The 16,878-nt window shown below is 42.7% G+C and carries 19 protein-coding genes; 14 read left to right on the top strand and 5 right to left on the bottom strand.

Features of this window, described 5'->3' with window-relative positions; genetic code table 11:
* The first annotated feature begins 27 nt into the window (after positions 1-27).
* The 11 genes from CS898_RS02305 (at position 28) to tnpA (ending at position 10,511) form a co-directional block, all read left to right on the top strand.
* The gene (locus tag CS898_RS02305) at positions 28-870 is read left to right on the top strand and encodes a 3-hydroxybutyryl-CoA dehydrogenase (RefSeq protein ID WP_099207964.1); all 843 of its coding nucleotides are present in this window, start codon (positions 28-30) and stop codon (positions 868-870) included.
* A gap of 498 nt (positions 871-1,368) precedes the next feature.
* On the top strand, positions 1,369-1,680 hold the full coding sequence (locus tag CS898_RS02295) for a hypothetical protein (protein ID WP_099207962.1): 312 nt from the start codon (positions 1,369-1,371) through the stop codon (positions 1,678-1,680).
* A 14-nt stretch (positions 1,681-1,694) separates the two neighbouring features.
* Positions 1,695-3,608, top strand: coding sequence for a V-type ATP synthase subunit I (locus tag CS898_RS02290; protein WP_234976005.1), 1,914 nt, complete (start codon positions 1,695-1,697; stop codon positions 3,606-3,608).
* An 18-nt stretch (positions 3,609-3,626) separates the two neighbouring features.
* Complete coding sequence (locus tag CS898_RS02285; protein ID WP_009431108.1) at positions 3,627-4,103, top strand: V-type ATP synthase subunit K; 477 nt, start codon at positions 3,627-3,629, stop codon at positions 4,101-4,103.
* Positions 4,104-4,111: 8 nt separating this feature from the next.
* Positions 4,112-4,666: a V-type ATP synthase subunit E gene (locus tag CS898_RS02280; RefSeq protein WP_099207960.1), complete on the top strand. Its 555-nt coding sequence runs from the start codon at positions 4,112-4,114 to the stop codon at positions 4,664-4,666.
* 8 nt (positions 4,667-4,674) lie between these two features.
* Complete coding sequence (locus tag CS898_RS02275) at positions 4,675-5,685, top strand: V-type ATP synthase subunit C (protein WP_099207959.1); 1,011 nt, start codon at positions 4,675-4,677, stop codon at positions 5,683-5,685.
* A complete protein-coding gene (locus CS898_RS02270) occupies positions 5,678-5,986 on the top strand; it encodes a V-type ATP synthase subunit F (RefSeq protein WP_009431950.1) in 309 nt (102 codons plus the stop codon). The genes CS898_RS02275 and CS898_RS02270 overlap by 8 nt, the downstream gene beginning before the upstream one ends.
* A gap of 11 nt (positions 5,987-5,997) precedes the next feature.
* Entirely contained in the window at positions 5,998-7,770 is a 1,773-nt protein-coding gene (locus tag CS898_RS02265) for a V-type ATP synthase subunit A (protein ID WP_099207958.1), read from the top strand.
* On the top strand, positions 7,763-9,178 hold the full coding sequence (locus tag CS898_RS02260) for a V-type ATP synthase subunit B (protein ID WP_099207957.1): 1,416 nt from the start codon (positions 7,763-7,765) through the stop codon (positions 9,176-9,178). Before CS898_RS02265 ends, CS898_RS02260 begins: the two co-directional genes overlap by 8 nt.
* A gap of 1 nt (position 9,179) precedes the next feature.
* Entirely contained in the window at positions 9,180-9,866 is a 687-nt protein-coding gene (locus tag CS898_RS02255; protein WP_009431136.1) for a V-type ATP synthase subunit D, read from the top strand.
* Between the two features lie 171 nt (positions 9,867-10,037).
* Positions 10,038-10,511: an IS200/IS605 family transposase gene (gene tnpA / locus CS898_RS02250; protein WP_099207909.1), complete on the top strand. Its 474-nt coding sequence runs from the start codon at positions 10,038-10,040 to the stop codon at positions 10,509-10,511.
* Between the two features lie 140 nt (positions 10,512-10,651).
* On the opposite strand, the gene CS898_RS02245 is transcribed toward tnpA, so the two are convergent.
* Entirely contained in the window at positions 10,652-11,581 is a 930-nt protein-coding gene (locus CS898_RS02245; RefSeq protein ID WP_234976017.1) for an IS3 family transposase, read from the bottom strand.
* Positions 11,494-12,078 (bottom strand): helix-turn-helix domain-containing protein, encoded by a 585-nt coding sequence (locus CS898_RS09975; RefSeq protein WP_009430289.1) that lies wholly within the window; start codon positions 12,076-12,078, stop codon positions 11,494-11,496. Before CS898_RS09975 ends, CS898_RS02245 begins: the two co-directional genes overlap by 88 nt.
* 146 nt (positions 12,079-12,224) lie before the next feature.
* On the opposite strand from CS898_RS09975, the gene CS898_RS02240 reads away from it, so the two are divergent.
* From CS898_RS02240 to CS898_RS02230, 3 genes are all read left to right on the top strand, one after another.
* Entirely contained in the window at positions 12,225-12,776 is a 552-nt protein-coding gene (locus CS898_RS02240; protein WP_099207956.1) for a hypothetical protein, read from the top strand.
* Entirely contained in the window at positions 12,755-13,315 is a 561-nt protein-coding gene (locus tag CS898_RS02235; RefSeq protein ID WP_099207955.1) for a hemerythrin domain-containing protein, read from the top strand. Before CS898_RS02240 ends, CS898_RS02235 begins: the two co-directional genes overlap by 22 nt.
* 82 nt (positions 13,316-13,397) lie before the next feature.
* Positions 13,398-14,390, top strand: a complete 993-nt coding sequence (locus CS898_RS02230; protein ID WP_099207954.1) for a hypothetical protein — start codon at positions 13,398-13,400, stop codon at positions 14,388-14,390.
* A gap of 69 nt (positions 14,391-14,459) precedes the next feature.
* Here CS898_RS02230 and CS898_RS02225 read toward each other — a convergent pair whose 3' ends face one another.
* The 3 genes from CS898_RS02225 to CS898_RS02215 are packed head-to-tail and all read right to left on the bottom strand — an operon-like array spanning position 14,460 to position 16,867.
* On the bottom strand, positions 14,460-15,329 hold the full coding sequence (locus CS898_RS02225) for a DegV family protein (RefSeq protein ID WP_099207953.1): 870 nt from the start codon (positions 15,327-15,329) through the stop codon (positions 14,460-14,462).
* A 54-nt stretch (positions 15,330-15,383) separates the two neighbouring features.
* Positions 15,384-16,133 (bottom strand): TVP38/TMEM64 family protein, encoded by a 750-nt coding sequence (locus CS898_RS02220; protein ID WP_099207952.1) that lies wholly within the window; start codon positions 16,131-16,133, stop codon positions 15,384-15,386.
* Positions 16,134-16,150: 17 nt separating this feature from the next.
* Positions 16,151-16,867 (bottom strand): GTP pyrophosphokinase, encoded by a 717-nt coding sequence (locus CS898_RS02215; protein ID WP_099207951.1) that lies wholly within the window; start codon positions 16,865-16,867, stop codon positions 16,151-16,153.
* Positions 16,868-16,878 lie beyond the last annotated feature (11 nt).

Below are 16,878 nucleotides of genomic sequence, written 5' to 3'. Positions count from 1 at the left end.
CTAAGATGTGTTAGGAGGAAATAGCATATGAAAATTGGTGTTATTGGTTCAGGAACTATGGGATCTGGCATTGCTCAAACATTAGCCAGCAAGCACGAAGTAATTATTCGGGATATTGCTCCAGAACAATTGGAAAAAGCAATACAAACCATTGATAAAAACTTAAGCCGTAGTGTGAAAAAAGAACGCATGACAGAAGAAGAAAAACAAGCTGTTCTAGCAAACATTAAAACAACAGACAAGCTTGAAGATGTTAAAGATTGCGATTTAGTCATTGAAGCTGCAACAGAAAATGCAAAAATTAAAAAACAAATTTTTACAGAACTCTGCCAAGTTTGCGATGAAAAAACAATCCTAGCATCCAATACCTCTTCCTTATCCATTACAGATATCGGAGCAGCAACCCAAAGACCTGACAAGGTCATTGGAATGCACTTCTTTAACCCAGTACCAATGATGAAATTGGTTGAAGTTATTCGCGGAATGCTTACTTCTGACGAAACCAACCAAAAAATCATTGATATTGCCAAAGAAATCGGCAAGACTCCTGTTCAAGTAGAAGAAGCTCCTGGCTTTGTTGTAAACCGGATCTTAATTCCAATGATTAACGAAGGAATTGGAATCTATGCAGATGGTATTGCCAGTGCAGAAGATATCGATACAGCCATGAAGCTTGGTGCCAACCATCCCATGGGACCCTTGGAACTTGGGGACCTCATTGGCTTAGACGTTTGTCTAGCCATTATGGATGTTCTATATACAGAATTTGGTGACAACAAGTACCGGGCTCACCCACTTCTAAAGAAGATGGTTCGGGCTGGACGCTTGGGTCGCAAGACTGGACAAGGCTTCTACGACTACCGCAAATAAATAAAAGAATTTTCCTGCAGGTTGACCAAGGTCAGCCTGCAGTTTTTTTATTTTAAAAGCTCCGGAATAAAAATTGAAAAGCAGAAAAGATGTTGAAAATTACCATGAACTTATGTAAAATAAAACTATAGACAAGGATTGGAGTGAAAATCATGGTTGGAAGAATCTTCGAAGGATTTGGACTTAAAAAACAAGGCTCTCAGGGGCTAGTTTTGCCCAAGTTCAACCATGACAAGTATCTAACAGACCCTTGTCCTCAAGTCCATAAGAGTAGTTTTTTTAAAAAACATGAGATAAATCAAGGAGTTTACGCAGACCCTTCCTGTGGATACATAAGCGGGAGGGGAGAAGATGACCATTGGGCCCTTTTTGGGGGTTCTTTGCGGCCATTTACCTGCTAAACTCCTTTATTTGTGTAAAGATTAACTAGACTACTTGAAATTGGGTATAAATGAAAACGAAGATTAAAAGGCCAAGAGTCAAAATGGGGGTGAGAATATGAGTGATACTGCTGTTGAAAAAATCCAATTGGCTGAAAAAGAGGCTGAAGAATTAATACTTGCAAGCAAGACCAAGAGTAAAGAAATCTTGGAGCAGGCAAAAGAGGAAGCAGAATCTTTATATAAAGAGCTTATAGACCAGGCTAGGGATTTGGAGAAAAAGAAAATCCAGGACATGGAAAAACAAGCCCAAGAAGATTCTCAAGACCTTCTGGTCAAGACAGATAGCCAGGTCGAAAGACTTGAAGAGATGAAAAAGCAAGACTATCCAGAGCTTGTGAAATCGATTGTAGAAAAGGTTGTGGTTTAGTGGCTATTGTCGACATGAAAAAGTTTCGACTTTTCTCTTTTAAGGAGAAGAGGCGACCACTTTTAAATGAATTACAAAATTTTGAAGATGTATACCTAGTTGAAAGTAAGTCCGAGGAAGAAGACCTTAGCTACAATAGGGAAGATATTGTTAGCCTTGATTCCGCTATCCACCAAGTCAAGTTTGTTGTTGATTTTTTGGAAGATTACCAGGATGAAAAGACCAAACTGAAAGAGCTTATTGATGGAAATAAGACTCTTAGTCTGGAAGAAATCCGGCAAAGGGCCCAATCTTTTTCCCATCGAGGCCCCTATGAAGAGGTCTTGGACATCTACCATCGGATCGAAGATGGACATACGGATATTGAAAAAATTTCCTCTCGGATTGAAGAATTAAAACCTTGGGAAAAACTTTCTATCGCACCCGGCGACCTAGATAAGTTTACCAGGGTCACCGCCATGACAGGCCAGGTTTCCAGTCGCTACTCTCAAGAATTTGAAAGGGAGATTTTGGATCTGGACTATGCCTACCTGGAAAGGATCAGCCAAGATAAGGACTATAGTTATTACTTGGTGATGGTGGAAAAAAGCCAAGAAAAAGACCTGGCGGACCTCTTTAAGAGGCTGGGCTTTTCTTCTGTGGACCTAAAGACCAAGTCTCTGGTCCGGGATGTTATTCAAAGAAACCAAGCTTTAATTGAAGAAAAAGAGCAAGAAATCCATCGGGCTGAAGACGATGCCCACAAGGCAACTTGTTATTTGGAAGACTTTCAAGTCTACCATGACTATTTAAAAAATGAGCGCCTTAAACTTGCTTCTTCAGAAAAATTTTTAACAACCAAAAACATGGATTTAATTGAAGGCTATATTCCCAAGCCTTCCTTGAAGGAATTTGAAGACCGGATCCAAAAGGTTTTGGGACAAGATTATTATCTCTTGACAGAGGATGCAGACCGGAATTCCCAAGAAGTTCCCATCCTCTTAAAGAACAACCGGCTGGTAAAGCCCTTTGAGCTTTTAACCAGTATGTATGCCTATCCTAAGTACAATGAAATTGACCCAACACCCTTTTTTGCACCTTTTTATTTTCTCTTTGCAGGGATTATGGTTGGAGACTTGGGCTATGGACTCTTGGTCTTTATTGGGACCCTCATTGCCCTAAAGTGTTTCAACCTGGACAAGGGGAAACGGCAATTTATTCAATTTTTTAACTACCTATCCATTTCAACCATGATTTGGGGATTGATTTTTGGTTCCTTCTTTGGAGGAATTGTTCCCATGCCGTCCTTAATTGACCCGGCCAACCAGGTTATGGAAATGGTTCTTTTGTCCATGGTTCTAGGTGGAATCCACCTCTTCTTTGGTTTGGGTCTCCAAGCCTATATGGATATCCGGGACCACAAACCCCTGGATGCCTTGTATGACGTAGGTTTTTGGTATATGACCCTGGTAGGGGCTATTGGAACAGGGATTTCCAAGGTCCTAACCATCCAACCAATGGTGGCAAAAATTTTATTTGTGACCATGATTATAGGTATGGTGGGAATCCTCTTGACGGGAGGTCGGGCGGAAAAAAGTATTGGTGGAAAGATTGGCTGGGGGGTTTATTCTCTCTACGGTCTAGCCAACTATATTGGGGACTTTGCTTCCTATTTCCGGCTCATGGCCTTGGTTTTATCCGGCTCTTTTATTGCCGTTGCCGTCAACATGATTTCAGGTATTTTATTTGGCAAGGGAATTTTAGGAATTCTCTTTGGCCTTGTTATTTTCTTAGTTTTCCAACTTTTTAATGCATTTTTATCCTATCTATCAGCCTATGTCCATACGGCCCGGCTGACTTACGTAGAAATGTTTAATAAGTTTTATGAAGGGGGAGGTCGTCCCTTCCGGAAGTTTGTTGAAGATTCTGAATATTTCAATGTTAAATAATTTAAGGAGGAAAGAATAATGACAGAATTAGCAGAATTATTTGCAGAAAATGGTGGTTTAGTATTGGGGGCAATTGGTGTCTTTTTCGCAGTAGCCCTAGCTGGAATTGGATCAGCCAAGGGTGTAGGAATGGCTGGGGAAGCAGCTTCTGGTATAGTCATTGAAGAACCAGAAAAATTCGGTAAGTCCCTTGTCCTACAATTGTTACCAGGAACCCAAGGTCTTTATGGCTTTGTAATTGGTTTCTTTATCTTTTTAAACCTTAAGCCAGAACTTAAGGTAGATACAGGCTTTATGTATATGATTTCCGGAGCCATCATTGGATTAGGTGGTTTATTCTCAGCCATTGCCCAAGGTAAGGTTGCTGTTGGTGGGATTAATATCCTGGCCAAAAATGAAGAACAACAAGTAAAAGGGATTATCTACGCAGTTATGGTTGAATTATACGCCATTCTTGCCTTTGCTATCTCCTTCTTCATCATGATGCAAGCCTAGGAGGAACTATGTCGAATTTAGATAACATTTTAGAAAAAATTCATGCCGATGCAGAAAATGAAGCTAAAGTTATCTTAGATCAAGCCAATAGAGAAAAAGAAGCCCTTTTAGCAGAAAAGAAAAAACAAGGAGAAGAAGACTATCATAGGATCCTTAAGAAGGCTGAAGAAGAGGCCAAGGTAGCCTATGAAAAGGTCAAATCTAAAAACAAGCTCAAGTCTAGAGACCGGATTCTTTCTAAGGAAGAAGAAGTGGTGGATGTTGTTCTAGACCAGGTCAAGGACCAATTAAAGCATATGGACAGCCAAGCCTTTATTGGCTATCTAAAAAAATCTCTGGACCAATTGACAGACAAGGGAGCCTATTTTTTAAAGGTTCCAGAAAAATACTACCAAGCGGTCCAAAAAGAAAACCTCCCTGTAAGGCTTCTAGAAGAATTTGTAGACCAAGGATTTGTCTTATCTTCTGGAAATATTATCTATAATGGCGACTTCGATAACTTGATAGAGTCTAAAAAGGACGAACTAGAAAAGATGATTTCAGATCAACTGTTTGAAAGATAGGAGGAAAAATGGATAGAAGTAAATTCATCCAAGCTTCTGCAAGGATTCGGGTCCTAGAAAAAGATCTTTTAAACCAGCCCATCTACGATCGTCTCATTGAAAGTAAGGATTTAAACGAGGCCTTGCATATCTTGTCTGACTCAGTCTACCAAACAGGCATCCATTCCCTGGAAAATGACCGGGACTATGAATATGTCTTAAAGCAAGAACTCATAAAGACCTTTAAAGACCTCTATGAAATTTCACCGGACCCAAGACCGGTAGACCTTTTGTCAGCCCAGTACTATTACCACAACCTCAAGGTCTTGGCCAAGGAAAGCATGATCCACCAAGACTTGGAGACCTCTTATGTTCCTCTGGGACTTTTGGATATTAAAAAGGCCCAAGAGCTTTTAGACAGCCATGAAGGTAAGGTTGCTTCTAAGAGTCTGGATAGGGCCATGAAGATAGTGGGAGAAGCCATGGATATCTATGAAGAGTGGTCAGATCCTCAAGATATAGATCTTTACATTGACCAGGCTCAAATCCATGGGATGCAAGAGCTGGTAGATGAAATGGACGTAGACATGTTTCGGGACTATTTAAAGGCCTATATTGATTTTTCCAACATAGGGACCTTCTTTCGAAACAAGACCAAGGTTATGGACTTGAAGTTTTTACAAAAGGTCCTTTACGAAGGTGGGGAAATTCCCAAAAAAGACTATTACGCCTATCTAAATACAGACTTGGACAGTGACAATAAGATGTTTACAAACAAAAAAATTGCTAAATATGTCCGACGGGGCTTGGATGTTTTCGATGAGAAAAACTCCTTGAGCCAATTGGAAGATGAATTGGACCGGTATTGCATGGACTTGATCAAGGAAAGTAAGACCATGACCTATGGGCCAGAAGTGATTTTTGCTTATGGTCTAGCCAAGGAAATGGAAATCAAAAATTTACGCTTGATTTTAGTTGCCAAGGCCAATGATATTCCAAGTGAAGATATTAAAGAAAGGCTACGTGATAGTTATGTATAAGATTGCAGTTCTTGGAGATAAGGATTCGGTAACGGCCTTTAAAGCCCTGGGAATTGATGTTTATATAGCCTACGAAGCTGAAGAGGCGAGAGATCAAATAGATGGTTTGGCCAAGGACCAATATGGGGTGATTTTCATCACGGAAGATTTGGCCCAAAAGATACCAAAAACCATTGCAAGATACGACGAAGTAATGACACCGGCGATTATTTTAATTCCATCCAACAAGGGAAGCCTTGGCATTGGCATGGACAAACTGAACAAGAATGTTGAAAAAGCCGTTGGTGCAAATATATTGTAAGGGGGACTTTTTTGAAACAAGGAAAGATAATAAAAGTATCCGGCCCTCTTGTTGTGGCATCGGGCATGGAAGATGCCAATGTCTATGACGTTGTGGAGGTTTCAGATAACAAACTCATTGGTGAAATTATAGAGATGCGGGGAGACAAGGCTTCAATCCAAGTTTATGAAGAAACAACTGGGATTGGCCCTGGAGACCTTGTAGTTTCTACAGGTCTACCCCTGTCTGTTGAACTAGGGCCTGGACTTTTAGAGCAAATGTTTGATGGAATTCAAAGACCACTTCAAAGCTTACAAGACCTGGCAGGAGACTTTTTAGAAAGAGGCGTAACAGCCTATCATTTAAACCGGGAAAAGAAATGGACCTTTAAGGCTACAGCCAAGGTGGGAGACCAAGTTGAAGCCGGGGATATCCTAGGCCAGGTCCAAGAAACACCAGTTATTATTCATAAGATTATGGTACCCAATGGGGTGGCAGGAAAGATCCTTGAAATTAAGGAAGGGGACTTTACTGTTGACCAAACCATTGCAGTTTTAGAAACAAACGAAGGCAAAAAAGAATTAAATATGATTCAAAAATGGCCTGTCCGTCGTGGACGTCCCTACCAAAAGAAGGTTGACCCCAACACTCCTTTGGTAACAGGACAAAGGGTTATTGATACCTTCTTCCCCATTACAAAAGGGGGAACTGCAGCTATTCCAGGACCCTTTGGATCCGGGAAAACAGTGGTTCAACATCAATTGGCAAAATGGGCCGATGCTGAAATTGTAGTCTATGTAGGTTGTGGAGAACGTGGAAATGAAATGACCGACGTATTGATGGAATTCCCAGAATTGATTGACCAAGAAACTGGCGAATCCATTATGAAACGGACGGTTTTAATTGCCAACACCTCCAACATGCCAGTAGCTGCCCGGGAGGCTTCCATCTATACAGGAATTACCATTTCTGAATACTATCGGGACATGGGCTATTCTGTAGCCATGATGGCGGATTCAACTTCTCGTTGGGCTGAAGCCCTGCGGGAAATGAGTGGTCGTTTGGAAGAAATGCCTGGTGATGAAGGTTATCCAGCCTACTTGGCATCTCGGATTGCTGAATTTTATGAACGAGCTGGCCGGGTGGAATGTATGGGTCAAGACCAAAGAGAAGGAGCCCTTTCCGTTATTGGAGCCGTGTCTCCACCAGGAGGGGATATTTCTGAACCCGTTACCCAAAACACCCTGCGGATTGTAAAAATATTCTGGCGTCTGGACTATGACTTGTCCTACCAACGACACTTCCCAGCCATTAACTGGATTGACTCCTACTCCCTCTACCAAGGGAAAATTGACAAGTATCTGGACCAACATGTGAATAAGGATTTTTCCAGCTACCGGAAAAAGGCCATGGCCCTCTTACAGGAAGAAACCTCTCTTTTAGAAATCGTCCGCCTGGTTGGACGGGATACCCTGTCTGAAAAAGACCAGTTCAAATTGGACATTACCAAGTCTTTAAGAGAAGACTACCTCCAACAAAATGCCTTCCATGATGTAGATACCTATTGTTCTTTAGACAAGCAATACCAAATGCTCTACACCATCTTGAACTTCTATGACAAGGGTCTTAAGGCCTTGGAAAATGGAGCATATCTGGAAGAAATTGAAGAATTAGACGTTGTGGAAAAAATTTCCAGAATGAAATATGTTTGTGAAAGTGACCTGGAAGAGATTGATGCCATCAATGAAAGCATCGACCAAGAAACCAAGGCTCTATATAGGGAGAGGGGTGACATGAATGCTTAAAGAATATAAGTCTGTAAACGAAGTCGTGGGCCCTCTAATGATGGTTGAAGGCGTTGAAGGTGTCAACTATGAAGAACTTGTAGACATCCAATTACAAACTGGAGAACACCGTCGGGGCCGGGTTATTGAAATCGACCAAGACAAGGCCATGGTGCAAATCTTTGAAGGATCCAGTGGGATCAACCTAAAGGACACCTCTGTCCGCTTCTTGGGTCGTCCCTTGGAACTTGGTGTCAGCAAGGACATGATTGGTCGGGTCTTTGACGGCCTGGGTCGTCCTATTGATGATGGTCCAAAGATTGTTCCTGATAAAAAAATCGATATCAACGGGACGCCTATTAACCCTGTCAGTCGGGACTATCCTTCGGAATTTATCCAAACAGGAGTTTCTGTTATTGACGGATTAAACACCCTGGTACGGGGGCAAAAGCTCCCCATCTTCTCAGCAGCAGGCCTACCCCATAATGACCTGGCAGCCCAAATTGCTCGGCAAGCCAAGGTATTGGGGGGAGGAGACTTCGCTGTTGTCTTTACAGCCATGGGGATTACCTTTGAAGAAGCCCAATATTTTATCGATGACTTAACAGAAACAGGTGCCATTGACCGGTCTGTTCTCTTTATGAACCTGGCCGATGACCCAGCTATTGAACGGTTGGCCACACCAAAAATGGCCCTGACCTGTGCCGAATACCTGGCCTTTGAGCTGGGCATGCACGTTTTAGTTGTCATGACAGATATGACCAACTATGCAGAAGCCCTAAGGGAAGTTTCTGCAGCCCGGAAGGAAGTTCCTGGTCGCCGGGGCTATCCAGGTTACCTCTATACTGACTTAGCCGGTATCTATGAACGGGCTGGACGGATTAAGGGACGGGAAGGATCTATTACCCAAATCCCCATCCTAACCATGCCTGAAGGGGACATCACCCATCCAATTCCTGACTTGACAGGTTATATTACGGAAGGACAAATCATCCTGTCCACAGAATTGTTCAAGCAAGGTCTGGAACCCCCAATTGATGCCATTCCATCCCTATCTCGTTTGAAGGACAAGGGGATTGGTCAAGATAAGACCCGGGAAGACCATGCCGATACCATGAACCAAATCTATGCAGCCTATACAGCAGGTAAGGATGCCAAGGAATTATCCGCCATCTTGGGGGAAACAGCCCTATCCAAGGCAGACAAGGCCTTTGCCAAATTTGCGGATGAGTTTGAAAAACGCTATGTATCCCAAGGTTTTTACACCAACCGGTCCATTGAAGAAACCCTGAACCTGGGTTGGGAGCTCTTAAGTTACATTCCTAGAAGTGAACTCAAGAGAATTGATGATAAGCTCATTGAAAAATACCTGGGAAAGAATGAAGAAGGGCAAGATCAAGGAAGTCAAAAGATAGAAGAAGAGGAATAATATGACTGTTTTAAATGTTAATCCTACCCGGATGAACCTCTCCTTGTTGAAAAAAAGGCTGTCTACCTCCACCCGGGGGCACAAGCTTTTAAAAGATAAACAGGATGAGCTTATGCGGCAATTTATCGACTTGATCAAAGAAAATAAACGCCTTAGGGGGGAAGTGGAAAAAGAACTGGCCCTTTCCTTCCAGGACTTTTTATTGGCCTCGGCCCTAATGAGCCCAGAAATGTTGGAAGCCGCCATCTCCATTCCCATCAAGAGGACCTATCTTGACATTCAAGAGGAAAATGTCATGAGTGTCCAGGTTCCCAAGATGACCTTTAAAACAGAGGATATTGCAGTCAATGATTCTGGCCTTCCCTATGGCTACTTGGAAACAACAGCCGACTTAGATGAGGCCGTGATGAAATTAAACCAAGTCCTCCAAAGACTCTTGGACCTGGCCCAAAAGGAAAAAGCCGCCCAGCTTATGGCAGATGAGATTGAAAAGACCAGACGCCGGGTTAACGCCTTGGAATTTAGAACCATCCCAGACTTAGAAGACACAGTAAAGTATATTCGGGCCAAGTTGGATGAAAATGAACGGGCCAACATCACCAGGTTGATGAAGGTTAAGGACATTATTTCCAAGGAAGAGGAAAAAGAAGAAAAAAGAAAAAGAAGAATTGAAGAATTAGAAGCTTGAGAAAAATGCCAAAGGTTACCTTTGGCATTTTTTATTGTACGCTTTAGCATGAAAAAACCACCAGCTATGCTGGTGGTAGGAAAATAAGCTTTAGCTTCAAGTAAAAAAGCCTCCCATGATATACTAAATAAGTTACTGGCAGTAGCATATTTAGAAAAGGGAGGCATCCACATGGATAAAAATAGTTTATCACATACATCTTGGAATTGTAAGTATCATATAGTATTTGCTCCGAAATATAGGAGACAAATTATCTATGGAAACCTAAAGCAAGATATAGGAAAGATATTACGAGATTTATGCGAAAGAAAAGAGATCAACATTATTGAAGCAGAGTGTTGCCCCAATCATATCCATATGTTGTTGGAGATTCCACCAAAATATAGCATATCCCAAATCATGGGGTATTTAAAAGGAAAAAGTAGCTTGATTATTTTTGATCGTCATGCAAACCTAAAGTATAAGTACGGAAATAGACATTTTTGGTGTCGAGGATACTATGTAGATACAGCTGGAAAAAATGCAAAAAAAATACAAGATTATATCAAAAACCAGCTGAAAGAAGATTACATGGCAGATCAAATCAGTATGAAAGAATTTATAGACCCGTTTACGGGTGAGCCGGTGAACAAAAGCAAGAAATAAAGTGCTTTAGCACTAGCTGTGAAAATTGGTGCACGAGTAAGAAAATTCAAAGCATGGAATGCTGCCGGTAACAGCCCCTTATAGGGGCAGAACAAACCACCGGCTAAGCCGGTGGTTATGATTTTTACATAACATTCGTTCTATGCGGATTGCATGCGTTCACGGTATTGCTTTGGACTTAGACCTCCTAACTTTTCTTTGATTCGATCTTCGTTGTAGTAACGGATATATTGCTCAATTGCCTGCACCAGTTCTTCACGACTACGGTAATTGTGGCCATAGTAGATTTCTCTTTTCAATAGGCTAAAGAAGTTTTCCATAGGTGCATTGTCATAGCAGTTGCCTTTTCTTGACATACTTTGGAAAATATGATGTTTTTCTAACATGGCTTGGTATGCGGTCATTTGATAACCCCAACCACGATCGGAGTGAAAGGTCCGTCGATAAGGACAGGCCTTTGTTCGCTCAATGGCTACTTCTAAACCTTGCAGCATGGTGACTCCATTGGGCTGATCGGATAGGACGTAACTGATGATTTCCAGATTGTACATGTCCATGTAGGGGTCGAGATAGAGTTTCTTTGTTTGAAGTTTCCCGGTCTTATCTTCTTCATAGTATTTAAATTCTGTGGTGTCTGTGGTAATTTTTTGCAAGGGGATGCTGGTATTGAACCGGCGGTTGATTCGGTTTTTCTTGATTTTCCCCACGACGCCTTTGTAGGAATTGTACTTCTTGTATTTCTTACCATAGGAGTGGACTTGAAGACCCATGTCTTGGACCAATCGTTGCACTTTCTTTTTGTTCACCACCTGGCCCCGGTTCTTTAATTCCAGATGAATGCGGCGATAACCATAGTCTTTGTGTTGGCTCCGAATGACAAGGATTTCGTCTTTTAAGGATTGATCCTTGTCTTCTTCGGACCATTTTTTCTGCCAATACATAAAGGTGGACTTTGGGAAATGGATGGCGGCAAGAATCTCTATTAGTTGGAATTGTTCTCGGAGTTTGGAGACAATCTTCGCCTTTTGTTCATTGCTTCTTCTTTCTCCAAACTCCTGAGCTGTTCCCAGAACATCTTTTGAATGGTAAGTTTCCGATTTTCTGCCTCTAATTCTTTGATACGATTTTCCAATGCTTCGCGTGTGGAGGCGTCGATGGATTCGCTTTTCTTTACAGTTTTTGGTGGTTGGTTGTGGTCATTTTTCTTTGTCACAGGTCTCCCTCGCTTATGCGGGAGCAGCCCCTCGATGCCCTTCTCTCGGTACTGTCTTCGCCAATTGACAATCATGGACGGATTCGTCAAACCGAGTTCGAGGGCAAGTTGTCGGTAGCTGCATTCGCTCGTTTCATAGCGTGTAATGGCTTCTAACTTAAACTCTACACTATACGCACGATTATTTCTAGAGCGCATTAAGCCTTCATCGCCATAATTTTTGTAATTGCTAATCCATAGCCTGAGAACGGACTTCTCGATTTGGTATTTCATTACTAAGGCTTGATAACTTGTTTTACCACACAAGTACTCCTCGACGATTTTCTTCTTCAATTCGTAACTGTATTTTGCCATTAAAAGACCCCCAAAGGTTGGATTTCTTGGTCCAACTTTTGGGGGTCAGTGCAGACCAAGGTCTTCCAGGGGATTTTTTTGAAATGAAACATTTGTTACAGAAAAATCTCAGGTCTTTTTGCTACACTAGCCTAGGAGGCGATAAAATGTTAGCAGCAATTCATTATCAAATGGACGGAAAAATCCGTTGGCAAGACCAAATCAACCAAGAAATTAGTGAGAAATTTTTAAATAGACCTATCCGGGGTATAGATAAGAGGCCCCTGGAAGAGATAGTAGATGGGACCAATATCCATGGCTTTTTGGCCCAGAGGATCCAGGAAGTGGAAGAAACCCTGGCCCAGCTGGTAGAAGAAATAGCAGATAAGGGGCAATTTGAAGATCTATTGGTCTTTATGGAAGATAAGGGAAGAAATGAGAATTTAGAAGCCAAACCCCAGGCAGTCTTTGCCCACATGACTAACCACTACCTGGATGGGATGCCCTGCGACCGGGTGGTGGAGCTTGTAAGCCAAGAAGAAGATGCCTGGACTTGGATCCTGAGAGAAGATGTTCATGGCCAGTACTGGCAAGATCCAGCCAAGTATTGGGCCTTAAGAGAAGCCTACCTTCAAGGCTTGGCCCAAGCTGCCTCTTGTGGGGTCCAAGTTCGGGGAAGAAAATATGAGGTGAAAAAATGTATGCAATCCAACGATTAGAATTAGAGCACGAAAATATCCTGGCCTTTACTGACTACGCCCAAGACATGGCCCTATCCATGATGGAAGGGGAAGACTTGGACCTGGACCAGCTGAAAAAGATGGTGGCCTTTATCCGGACCTATTGTGACCAGCACCACCACCAAAAGGAGGAGGACTACCTCTTTAAAAGAATGGAGGAAGACCTGGGAGACTTGGCTGTAAAATTAGTCCAACATGGGATGATTGTAGAGCATAATTTGGCCAGGAAGTATGTCATGGAATTGGATGGGGCCATTGGTGACTATGGCCAAGACCCCAGCCCCAAGAACCGTCTAGAGATCCTTTCCTACCTTATGGCCTATGTCCACCTTTTGCGGGACCATGCTGAAAAGGAAAACAAGGTGGTCTATCCCTTTGCAGCCAAGCACCTGTCCAAGGAGGCCATGGATTGGGTAGACCAAAAAACCAAGGCTGTGGAGGACCTGGAAGAATCCAAAAAAATCTACCGAGACTTTGAAGAATTTATCCGCTTTAAGCCAGAAGAATCCCAAGATTAGGCCAAGGTTTTTTCTTTTCATTGCCCCCTAAGTGTGTTAAAGTATACTTAGGTCTTAAGAGAAAAATGAAAGGAGAAGATCGATGCAAGTAGAAAAAATGGATGCTTATTTAAAGCTTAAACCAGTTCTCGATCGTTCCTTTGACCATATAAAAGATTATGAAGAACTTGTTTTAAAAGAAATCGACCCCCAAGATGTGGACCTCTACCTATCCTGTGCCAAGATCTTGGGAGACTGGGTAAACTACACCATGATTAGCTATGTCTTTCGGGGATTTGAAGGCTTTTTATTGGCCTATGGAGAAATAGACTCCCGGGATGCTATTGATGTCTTTTTGGTATCTATAAAAAGGGTGGAAAAGGAGCCAGACTTTAAGGATATCCTCCCCCTCTACCTTACGACATTCTTTAACCGGATGATGGAACGATTTGAAGAGGCCAAGAGTAGCAAGGAGTACCGGGCTATTATTGAAGAATTAAAGATGATAGACCAATTCCACGCCATGGGTCGCTTTGTCTTAAAAAGCGTCTTGGAAAATGCCCTGAGCAACTTTCCCAACCGGCCGGCCCTGCAAAAAATTGTGGCCCAGGCCCTAAAGGAAGTAGTAGAAGAGTCCAGTCCCATGGAAGAGTTAATGGAAGAAGCCAGTAAGGGGGACAAAAAGCACTTTTTCAATACCATTGCCAATTGGATTTTAAAGGGGCCCCTCTTTATTACCAAGCAACTGCCTAAGATTAAGGGACGGAAGTTCAGTCCCCTGTCCCAGGTAGGCCTTTTATATACCAAGGACGACGAAACCTTTATTCCCGTCTTTACCAAGGAAGAAAATGTTCTGACAACTTTTTCGGATGAAATGGGCTATTATGTGGAAGAGGTGGATCCCAAGGAGTTGATTTTGGAGTATGAACAAAAGGATTTTTTAGACCATCCCATTGTCATTAACCCCTTTAACCAGGCCATCCTCTTAAATGACGAGCTCTATTCCTACCTTTTGGATAAGGTCCATATGGAAAAGAAAGAAAAGGGAGAAAATATCATTGATATTCGTCCCTATATTCATAAAAAGCATGATTAAGGCCCTGAAAATAAAACAAAAAGATCCAAGATGATTAGACATCTTGGATCTTTTTTATTGGGCAAAAATTTAAATAGAGTCCAGAGAAAGACCGATTCCAAAGGCTCCCGGGCCTGTATGGCTGGCAATGCTAGCTGGCAGGGGATCATAATGGATCCTGACTTGCGGGAAGGCTTCTCGGGCCAGGTCCAACCAGGCTTCTTCCTGGTCCTTAGAAATTCCAAAGCCCGTTAGGCCCAGGCTGAGGTCGTCCAAAGATTCTTGGGAAAACTTCTCTTCTAAATCTTTTTGGATGGCCAAGAGCATCTTCTTTTGAGCACGCTGGATCCGCCCCCGGACCCGTCCATAGGAGTCGATTTTTTCTCCTTGGATGGTTAAAATAGGTTTAATACTTAAAACACTGGCAATAGCTGCAGCTGCTGGAGTCACCCGGCCCCCTTTTTTTAAATAGTCCAGGTTATTGACACTGAGGTAGATGGTGGCCCTAAGGGCTTCTTTTTCTAAGTCTTCCTTGATTTCTTGGCCGCTTTTATTTTTATGGGCCAGGGCCAAGGCTTTTAAAACCGAGGCCTTTTGGGTAACGGAAATTCTATGGTTATCCACCACATGGACCCGGCCGGGATAGGATTCTGCCAGGAGTTTGGCAGAGCTACAGGAGCTGCTTAAAGCACTGGACATGGGAATATAGATGACTTGGTCAAAACCCTGCTTAAAGAGGTCCTCCCAGCTTTTTGCCAGGTCTCCCAGGGAGGGGTGGCAGGTTGTAACGCACTGGTCGCCTTCCAGGGCTTGGCAGAAATCAGAGTCCGTTAAATTCTTCCCCTGATAGTAGACCTTATCATCAATAATAAGGGGCATGTCCAAAAGAAAGACTCCTCTTTCTTGGGCTTCCTGGGAGGAGATTCCACTATTTGTGTCAGTTAGGATTGCAAGCTTCATTGGTTCACACCTTTCGCTTTCCCCTCCAACTGGCAGGCTAAAGGGGAAGATTGATTAGTCGTTGGACTTGTTTAAATGATAGGCAAGAGCGAAAGCTCCGGCAGAAATAAGAATTTTAATAACCAGTAAGAGGATAAATTGCCAAGAAAGTGGGTCTAAAAGGACATCCCCTAAGAGGGTGTTGGTGATAACTCCGATGGAGCAGCCCAGGAGGGCCGAAGGTAGGTAGACCTTGTAGGCTGTTCGACAGGCACCAAAGTAAAAACTCAAGATGTCACAAGGGAACCAGCCAATAATCCGGATCATGAAGCTGGCTAAAAATTCATTTTTCTTCTGCATGGCAATGAGCTTTTCTATTTTGGGATAACGACTCTTTAAGTAATCCATTTCCTCTGTCCCAGACCACCGGCCTAAAAGATAGGGGATGGTCAAGCTAATGGATAGACCCAAGTAGCTTACCAGGACAGCCTTTAGGGGAGAAAAAAGAAGTCCGCTGGCCAGGTAAAGGGAGGGCAGGGGGATGATGATGGAGAAGCTCTTGATGGCAAAAAGTAGGAGTAAAATTAGGATAGACACCAGGGGGTTGTCAGCAGTGGACTTGGTTATGGAGTCAATGGAGACATTCCCCTTCAAGTGGACCACTAAAACTCCTAGGGCGCAGAGAAAGGAAAAGATGGCTATAAATTGAATTTTTTTAAGTCGTTTGGCCACCTGGTTTTGGGAGGGGGCCAAGGACTCGTCTGGACCTTGCTCTCCCGGGGCCGGGCCTATTTTTTCTTTAATCCTTGATAAAAGTTTTCCCATAGCTTCCTCCTTTGGGCCTAATTTTTTTCTTCTTTGGAGTCTTTTTGGACCAGGTCTGTAGCCATGGCATAGAGGTTTTCCATTCTTGCATCAATGATGGAACTCATTTTTGCACATTCCACCAACTCTTCTTCAATGAAATCAGACTGAGGCAGGCCTTTTTTATAGCGAATTTTATGTTCCAGACTGGCCCAGCAATCCATGGATATGGTTCGAAACTGGATCTCTACCTTCATCATCTTTTTGGTATCGTGGAGGTAGATGGGGATTTCAATAATAAGGTGGAGACTACGGTAGCCATTGGCCTTGGGATGTTTAATGTAGTCTTTTTTTTCAATTAAGTGGATGTCATCTTGTTTTAATAGAGAGTCGGCCAAGGCATAGATGTCCGAGGGAAAAGAGCAGATAATCCGGACTCCGGCAATGTCATTTAAGTTTTCCTCAATGCTTTCCACCGTCAAAGGAAAGCCCTTACGAATCATTTTTTCCCGGATACTCTCGGGAGACTTCAACCGGGTCCGGATGGACTCAATGGGATTCCGGTCATACTGCATGGACAATTCTTCGCTCAAGACATTGAACTTGGTCTCAACTTCCATAATGGCACAAGTGTAGTAGCTCATGAGTTTTTTATAGGGTTGGACAAATTTTTTAACAATGTCTGAGACCTTGTCATATTTCAATTGTTCCACCAGGTGTTTGGAAAATTGGTTATAGATATTTTCTAACTCCATAGACTTACCTG

The organism is Urinicoccus timonensis, assembly GCF_900232945.1.
GTDB classification, from domain to species: Bacteria; Bacillota; Clostridia; order Tissierellales; family Peptoniphilaceae; genus Urinicoccus; species Urinicoccus timonensis.
Note: the sequence above shows the minus strand (reverse complement) of the source record. Positions and strands in the feature narration are given on the sequence as shown.